Raw genomic sequence first — 7211 nt, 5'->3', positions numbered from 1 at the left:
ATATTCGGTTAAATTATTTAAGTTTGGTTAACATTTTTATTACAAAAAAGGAGGGGCTGTTTTTGTAATTTTTTGGGAAAACAAATATGTGAACAAATTTCTTTAAAAAAAAATTATTCGATAGATTTTTTTCTAAAAAAAATGTCGTATTAAGCTTTTTAGAATCATTAAAAATTAAATGCAAATCATGAAAGATCATCAAATTCAAGTTCGTGTTCGTTACTCTGAAACAGACCAAATGGGAGTAGTATATCATGGAAATTATATTCCTTATTTTGAGATGGGACGTGTGGAATGGCTCAGGAGTAAAGGAGTTTCGTATAAAAGTATGGAAGAAGAAGGGATTGGACTGCCAATTGTTTCAATGAATATCAATTATAAAAAATCAGCGCGATATGATGAACTGCTCACGGTTCATACTGCTTTCAAAAGTCAATCTTCGGTTAAGATAGAATTTGATTGTAAGATATATAATGAGTTGGATGAGTTATTAACAACTGCCGAATTTATTTTGGTTTTTGTGTCTTTAAAAACAGGTCGTCCAATTACCCCACCAAATTATATTTTGGAACTTCTCAAAGAGGTGGAGTAAACGTAATTTAAAGACGTTTGATTGTAATTTCGAATAGATTGTCAAAAATGTCGAAAATCATTTCGGCATTTTTTTTTCGGGTTTTGATTTCTATTTTTCCCAAAGCAAGTCCAGATTCTTCTAATTCCATAGATTGAGTCACAATGTCTAACTTTTTTTCTTTGATTACCCGCATTACTTTATTCATGTTTTTGTAGTCAAATGAAATCAAAAAATGCATATCGATTGTTTTTTCAATGATTTCAGCTTCCTCTAAAACCAATTGTGCGGTGGTTTTGTACGCAGTAATTAAGCCGCCTACTCCTAATTTGATTCCGCCAAAGATGCGAACCACGACCAAAAGTACGTTGGTCAAACCAAAAGATTGAATTTGTCCGTAAATGGGAGCTCCTGCGGTATTGCTGGGTTCGCCATCATCATTCGCTCTATAACTTATTTTTTCTGTACCAATTTGGTACGCATAGCAATAATGAACTGCATGGGGATGTAGCTTTCGCAATTGGTCAATGATAGGTTTTACCTCTTCTTCTGATTGAATAGGAAAAGCGTAACCAAAAAATTTACTGCTTTTTTCTTTGAACAGAATTTCTTCTGTAGCCTGAGCTATGGTAGTATAGGTGTCTTTGATTTCCAAAAGGCAGTTTGTAGTCTAAATTATTTTTTTGTCCAAAAGGTCAATTACATCTTCTTGACCCACTTGAAGATTCCAAACGTGTAGCCCTAAAGCTTTGGCTGCATCCGTATTGTCTTTTTTATCATCAACAAATAAGGTACGTTTTGGTGAAAGTTCGTGTTGACGAATTAGAGCATGGTAGATTTCGGCATCGGGTTTTCTCATTCCCATTTCGTATGAAAAATATACTTTTTCAAAACATTGGTAAAAATCACCGTAAAATGAAGCGCCTTCTCTTTGTTCAAAATAGTCAATATGAATTGCATCGGTATTACTTAATAAAAAGAGGCGGTATTTTTGAGATAATAGTTGTAAAAATTCCAAACGGTGTAAAGGAAAATCCAATAAGACAGCATTCCAAGCTGCTAAAATATCCTCTATTGTTGCATTAGGAATGTGTTTCTGAATTCCTAATAAAAAGTTATCTCTTGAAATTTGCCCTTTTTCAAACGAAATATTCAATCGGTCTAAATCTTCATTCCAAGAAGATAAACCTAATTTTTTTAGTCCATCAACTGTAGCCTGTTTGTCCAAATTGATGAAAATATCTCCAAAATCAAAAATAATAGTATCAATCATAATTGCTAATTATTAGTAATTCATCTGTTCCAATTTTTTCTTTTTTAGAAGGTGTCTTATTCAATACTGGCGCTTTTATTCCGGTGCCGAATTTACTATTTCCAATAAATACTCGTGCTTCATCCCAAAGGGCGGCATCTATAAAAGTTTGTATTATTTGAGCGCCTCCTTCAATAATTACGGATTGGATTTGGTGTTGGTACAATCGTTCAACAATTTGTTGCGCTATATTCTCTTGAAAATCAATTACTTCAAAGATAGTGTTTTCAGATGAAACGGTAGTTTTATTTTTGGAAAAAACGATAGTTTTTGTCTGATTATCAAGGACATGTGCATTTTTTGGAATACGATTGTTTTGGTCAATGACTACTCGAATAGGATTGTTGCCTTCCCAATCTCGAGCATTTAATTTTGGATTATCATCTATCACGGTTTGTGTTCCTACTAAAATTGCTTGTTCCTCGGTGCGCCATTTGTGTACCAATTGTCTGGAATAGGAATTAGTAATCCAAACGGGTTTTTGTTCTTTTTTTGTTAAAGGAGCAATAAAACCATCTTGTGTTTCCGCCCACTTCAATATTATATAAGGTCTTTTCTTTTCGTGAAACGTAAAAAAACGTTGGTTGAGTTCGTAACATTCTTTTTCTAATACTCCAACAATGACATTCGCGCCAGCTTCTCTCAATCGCTTAATACCATTCCCAGCTACTTTTATATTAGAATCGACTGTGCCAATAACGACATTCGGAATTTTATTTTTGATAATCAAATCGCAACAGGGAGGTGTTTTTCCAAAATGACTACAAGGTTCTAAACTCACATAGATAGTTGCTTTGTTTAATAAAGATGGGTCTTTTACTGAACGGATGGCGTTGACTTCGGCATGAGGTTCTCCTGCTTTTTGGTGCCAACCTTCCCCAATGATTTGACCATTATATACAATCACGCTGCCTACCATTGGATTGGGATACGTAGTTCCAAAACCATTTTTGGCAAGTTCGATGCAACGAGCGATATAGTATTCGTGATTGTTCATGTTACAAAAGTACTACTTTTTAGCTTTCCGATTTAAGGGATAACTTTCGAAAATTGTAACAAACAATAGTTACTTTTGTGATTCAAATTAGCATTTATACAAATGGAGAATTGGCTCATTAGAAAAATAGAGAAGAAAGACAATGCAGCAGTAGCACAACTAATACGCGCTGTTTTTGACGAATTGAATATTCCAAAAGTTGGAACCGCATACGAAGACCCGTATTTGGATTTGATGTATGAGGAATACAACAAACCAAGATCGGTGTATTATGTGGTAGAACATGAAGGAAAAATTAAGGGCGTTGCCGGAATTGCTCCTTTGGAAAATGAAGCTCCAAGTATTTGCGAATTGCAAAAAATGTACTTTTTACCAGAAACTCGTGGGAAAGGCATTGGAAGCAAAATGATGGCTATTTGTCTGCAGTCGGCAAGGGAATTTGGTTTTGAAAAATGTTATTTAGAGACCATGCCATTTATGCATGCGGCACAGAAATTATATAAAAAATCAGGTTTTGAATACATTGATGCGCCCATGGGTTGCACAGGACATACCAGTTGCCCAGTTTGGATGTTACAAGATTTGTAGAATTACTTTGATTTTCAAAACATGACTATAAAACACTACCGAGACCAATTTATTCAAGAACTTACCCCTCTATATGATCCAGGAGAAGCAGAGCGTTTTTTCTATCTCATTTTGGAGGCCAAACATCAGTTGAAGCGGATAGATATTGCCTTGCAGCTTGAATTAGTATTGTCGGTTTCAGAAATGGAAACTTGGAATTCGATTTTGGAAGAACTTAAAAGAGAAATTCCAATACAATATATTTTAGGTACAACTCATTTTTACGGATTGGAATTTGAGGTGAATTCAGCCGTTTTGATTCCGAGACCTGAAACAGAAGAGTTGGTGGATTGGATCGTCCAAAAATCAAAAATCAAAAATCAAAAATCAAAAATCAAAATTCTAGATATTGGAACGGGAAGTGGTTGTATTGCCATTTCGTTAGCTAAGAATTTACCTGATGCGGAGGTTTTTGCTTTGGATATTTCTGAACAAGCTTTGGCTACCGCCCAAAAAAATGCTGAGTTGAATCAAGTGCAAGTACAGTTTATCTGTCAAAGTATTTTGGAAACCGAAGATTTGGGACAGCAATTCGATATTATTGTTTCCAATCCGCCTTATGTGCGCCATTTGGAAAAACAAGAAATCAAGAAAAATGTATTGGATAATGAACCGCATTTGGCACTTTTTGTAGCCGATGATGATGCTTTGATTTTTTATCGAAAAATTGCCCAATTGGCACTGAAAAATCTAAATCAGACAGGTCAATTGTATTTTGAAATTAACCAATATTTAGGACAAGAAATGTTGGATTTACTTCAAGAAATGAATTTCAAAGATACAGTACTTAGAAAAGATATTTACGGTAACAATAGAATGACGAAAAGTACGAGGTAAGATATACGAATTACGATTTTTCGTAAATCTAATATCCTAAATCGTAAATGGCTTTATTCGTAACGTAACGCTTCAATTGGGTCTAATACTGCCGCTTTAATAGCTGGATATAGACCTGAAACAATGGCTACAATAAAGCTGGTGATAAAGGCAGCAATAATAGCACCCCAAGGAATAACAAAGGCAAAGTCTATAGCAGTTGCAATTCCAAAACCAATCAAAATCCCGAAAATAATACCAACTAATCCACCCAATTGACCTATTAATAAAGTTTCAATAAAAAACTGAAAAGCAATGGTCGATTTTTTAGCTCCTAACGCTTTTCGAACGCCAATTTCTCGAGTACGTTCGGTTACTGAAACAATCATGATATTCATCAAAGCAATAGACGATCCTAAAACAGTAATTACTCCAATGAGCCATGAAGCCAATCCAAGGTATTTGGTAATTCCAAGGATTCGGTTAATCAAATCATCGGAACGTACCACGCCAAAATTATTATCTTTTACAGGGCTTAATTTTCTAACACGTCGCATCGTACTCGTTGCATTGTCAATGGCTTGGTCTAGTAATTCTTTCTTGCCCACCATGACGCTTACGGTATAGTTTATTTTTGGTGCTGTAAATAAAGAACGAGCTACTTGAATTGGGATTAAAACACGTAAATCTTGGCTGTTGCCAAAAGTAGAGCCTTTTTCTTTTAGCACTCCAATGACTTTAAACTTGGCGCCACGAATAGAAATGATTTTATTAATTGGATTTACATCTTTCAGTAATCCTTTTTCAAAATCAGAACCTACGACACACATATATGTATTGTTGTCAATATCAAATCCGTTAAAATTGCGACCTAAACTAGTTTCTAAACCAGAATTAGGAATGAAATTTTCATCGACTCCCACAATGGTTATTTCAGGATCGGTTTTAGTCGCACCAAATTTCACTTCTGCTTTGGAAGTAGCTGTAAATGAAAGCGAAGTTTCTGTAAATGGGTATTTGAATTTATTTTGAAAAGCTACGGCTTCAGGGTAAGAAATAATAGGATTGATTATTTCTCGTTCCTCATTTCCACGTCGTCTGGTTGTATTTTCGTATTGGTTGATGTTGAAGGTATTGGCTCCCATCGAAGCAAAATCAGCCGAAATGGTGTTTTCTAAAGCAGCTACAACGGTTAGGATTCCTACCAAAGCAGTAATACCAATAGCAATAATTAATACGGTTAATATGGTACGTAACAACTGGGTTCGAACTGAACCAATTGCAATCTTAACGTTTTCTTTGAATAAATTTAGCATAGTACCAATTTGTCACGAAAATACAATTTTTGTTACAAGTTTGCTCCAGAAGAGCGGATATTTATTTTAAAAATAAGATATTTGCACTGCATTTCTGTATATAGAATTCAAATTATAAATTGCACATCTAATATCGTATATCGTAAATCGTATATTCAAAATGGCATCAAAACCAAGTATTCCAAAAGGGACCCGAGATTTTTCACCTGCAGAGGTAGCAAAACGTCAGTATATTATCCAAGTAATCAAAAGCAATTTTGAGAAATTTGGGTTTCAACCGATTGAAACACCTTCGTTTGAAAATTCAGAGACCTTAATGGGAAAATATGGTGAAGAAGGTGATCGCTTGATTTTTAAGATTTTGAATTCGGGAGATTATTTGGCGAAAGCCAATGCGACTCATTTAGAAGCTAAAGATAGTACTAAATTGACGGCAAGTATTTCCGAAAAAGCCTTGCGTTATGATCTAACGGTGCCTTTTGCCCGTTATGTGGTGCAACATCAAAACGAAATAGAATTCCCTTTTAAAAGATACCAAATCCAACCGGTTTGGAGAGCCGATCGTCCTCAAAAAGGGCGTTTCAGAGAATTTTTTCAATGCGATGCCGATGTAGTAGGTTCAACCTCTTTATGGCAAGAAGTAGAATTAGTGCAATTGTACGATGGTGTTTTTACAGCTTTAGGATTGAATGGTGTCACTATTAAAATTAATAATCGCAAAATTCTTTCTGGAATTGCAGAAGTGATTGGCGCTTCAGATAAATTAATCGATTTTACGGTGGCTTTGGATAAACTGGATAAAATTGGCGAAGATGGTGTAAAGAAAGAAATGATGGAGAAAGGGATTTCGGAAACGGCTATTGCTAAGGTACAACCGTTGTTTAGCTTTACGGGAACTTTTTCGGAGAAAATAAATCAATTATCCGATTTATTAGCTGATTCTGAAGAAGGAATGAAAGGGGTGGAAGAATTGCGTTTCATTTGTGATAAAGTAACAGCACTTGGCTTGGCAACCGCTATTTTAGATTTAGATGTCACTTTGGCTAGAGGGCTGAATTATTATACAGGAGCTATTTTTGAAGTAGCAGCGCCTCAAGGAGTTGCTATGGGTTCTATAGGTGGTGGTGGTCGTTATGATGATTTGACAGGTATTTTTGGTTTAAAAAACATGAGTGGAGTAGGAATCTCTTTTGGCTTGGACCGTATCTATTTAGTTGTAGAAGAATTGGGATTATTTCCAACTACTGTTACAGCGACTTCAAAAGCGTTGTTTATTAATTATGGCGAAAATGAAGCGATTTATGCTATGAAAGCAATTAAAGCATTACGTCAATCAGGCATAAAAGTAGAGTTGTATCCTGATAATGCCAAGTTAGCCAAACAATTTCAACATGCTGATAGAAGAAACATTCCTTATGCAGTAATGGCGGGCGATCAAGAGATGAACTCGAATACCTATACGTTAAAAAATCTTCAAACCGGAGAGCAAAAAGGGCTTGGTTTAGAAGAACTGAAAAAAGTTTTAGCATAAAAAAAAGCTTCGTTTGATAAAAACGAAGCTTTTTCTAATAT

8 protein-coding genes are annotated in these 7211 nt (G+C 35.1%); 4 read left to right on the top strand and 4 right to left on the bottom strand.

Going from position 1 to position 7211, the window contains the following annotated elements; translation table 11 throughout:
- Positions 1-187: 187 nt before the first annotated feature.
- A complete protein-coding gene (locus tag MG292_RS11300; RefSeq protein ID WP_264532621.1) occupies positions 188-592 on the top strand; it encodes an acyl-CoA thioesterase in 405 nt (134 codons plus the stop codon).
- Positions 593-599: 7 nt separating this feature from the next.
- Here the strand turns inward: MG292_RS11300 and MG292_RS11295 are convergent, their stop codons facing one another.
- The 3 genes from MG292_RS11295 to ribD are packed head-to-tail and all read right to left on the bottom strand — an operon-like array spanning position 600 to position 2880.
- Positions 600-1226, bottom strand: coding sequence for an IMPACT family protein (locus tag MG292_RS11295; protein WP_264532622.1), 627 nt, complete (start codon positions 1224-1226; stop codon positions 600-602).
- Between the two features lie 15 nt (positions 1227-1241).
- The gene (locus MG292_RS11290; protein WP_264532623.1) at positions 1242-1844 is read right to left on the bottom strand and encodes an HAD family hydrolase; all 603 of its coding nucleotides are present in this window, start codon (positions 1842-1844) and stop codon (positions 1242-1244) included.
- Positions 1837-2880 carry a bifunctional diaminohydroxyphosphoribosylaminopyrimidine deaminase/5-amino-6-(5-phosphoribosylamino)uracil reductase RibD gene (ribD, locus tag MG292_RS11285; RefSeq protein WP_264532624.1) on the bottom strand — a complete coding sequence of 348 codons (1044 nt, stop codon included), beginning with the start codon at positions 2878-2880 and terminating at the stop codon, positions 1837-1839. The genes MG292_RS11290 and ribD overlap by 8 nt, the downstream gene beginning before the upstream one ends.
- 102 nt (positions 2881-2982) lie before the next feature.
- Between ribD and MG292_RS11280 the strand changes: the two genes are divergently transcribed.
- On the top strand, positions 2983-3468 hold the full coding sequence (locus MG292_RS11280; RefSeq protein ID WP_264532625.1) for a GNAT family N-acetyltransferase: 486 nt from the start codon (positions 2983-2985) through the stop codon (positions 3466-3468).
- A 21-nt stretch (positions 3469-3489) separates the two neighbouring features.
- The gene (gene prmC, locus MG292_RS11275) at positions 3490-4344 is read left to right on the top strand and encodes a peptide chain release factor N(5)-glutamine methyltransferase (protein ID WP_264532626.1); all 855 of its coding nucleotides are present in this window, start codon (positions 3490-3492) and stop codon (positions 4342-4344) included.
- A gap of 53 nt (positions 4345-4397) precedes the next feature.
- On the opposite strand, the gene MG292_RS11270 is transcribed toward prmC, so the two are convergent.
- Positions 4398-5639, bottom strand: coding sequence for an ABC transporter permease (locus MG292_RS11270; RefSeq protein WP_264532627.1), 1242 nt, complete (start codon positions 5637-5639; stop codon positions 4398-4400).
- Positions 5640-5799: 160 nt separating this feature from the next.
- Between MG292_RS11270 and hisS the strand changes: the two genes are divergently transcribed.
- Complete coding sequence (hisS, locus tag MG292_RS11265; RefSeq protein WP_264532628.1) at positions 5800-7170, top strand: histidine--tRNA ligase; 1371 nt, start codon at positions 5800-5802, stop codon at positions 7168-7170.
- Positions 7171-7211: the final 41 nt, after the last annotated feature.

Origin of the sequence: Flavobacterium keumense (genome assembly GCF_029866485.1) — a bacterium.
GTDB classification, from domain to species: domain Bacteria; phylum Bacteroidota; class Bacteroidia; order Flavobacteriales; family Flavobacteriaceae; genus Flavobacterium; species Flavobacterium keumense.
This window is presented reverse-complemented; position numbering and strand designations above follow the sequence as displayed.